Origin of the sequence: Parendozoicomonas verongulae, from assembly GCF_009711465.1 — a bacterium.
Taxonomy (GTDB): Bacteria; Pseudomonadota; Gammaproteobacteria; order Pseudomonadales; family Endozoicomonadaceae; genus Sansalvadorimonas; species Sansalvadorimonas verongulae.
Genome location: NZ_SMME01000808.1, coordinates 8,162 through 8,633, shown reverse-complemented (window position 1 = coordinate 8,633; position 472 = coordinate 8,162).

Genomic DNA, 472 nt, shown 5'->3' with positions numbered 1-472 from the left:
TGCGAAAGCAATGGTCCGGGTACTTAGATAACATACGAATTGCTCTCAGAATCAAGAACATCAAAATATAGATGATGATGGCCAGAAGAGCAGTGTTATAAACTCGTAACCCTATTGGACAGATAGCAGGCATGCCTGTTATAGAATATGTCAGCCTAACCCCTGTCAAACACCGTTTATAAAGTGTTCAAGCACGATACAAGCAGGGTATTTTCACCACAGACTTCCGTTATACAACTTATTTACAGCACCCATAATAAAACGCCAGTAAAATGCTGGCGCTTTATTTAATTAAAAATAATTCAATCTAAGGAACTGTCTAAAAATAAGTTCCTGGTTTCACCCTGCCTTCGGAATAGCACTATAGCTCCACTTGGATAGCAGCTTTCAGCCGATTGTACTTAATCCTGCTCTAATTTCACCTCTTCCCCTTTCTCTTCTTTACTTTCACCCTCTTCTTCACCCTCACCCC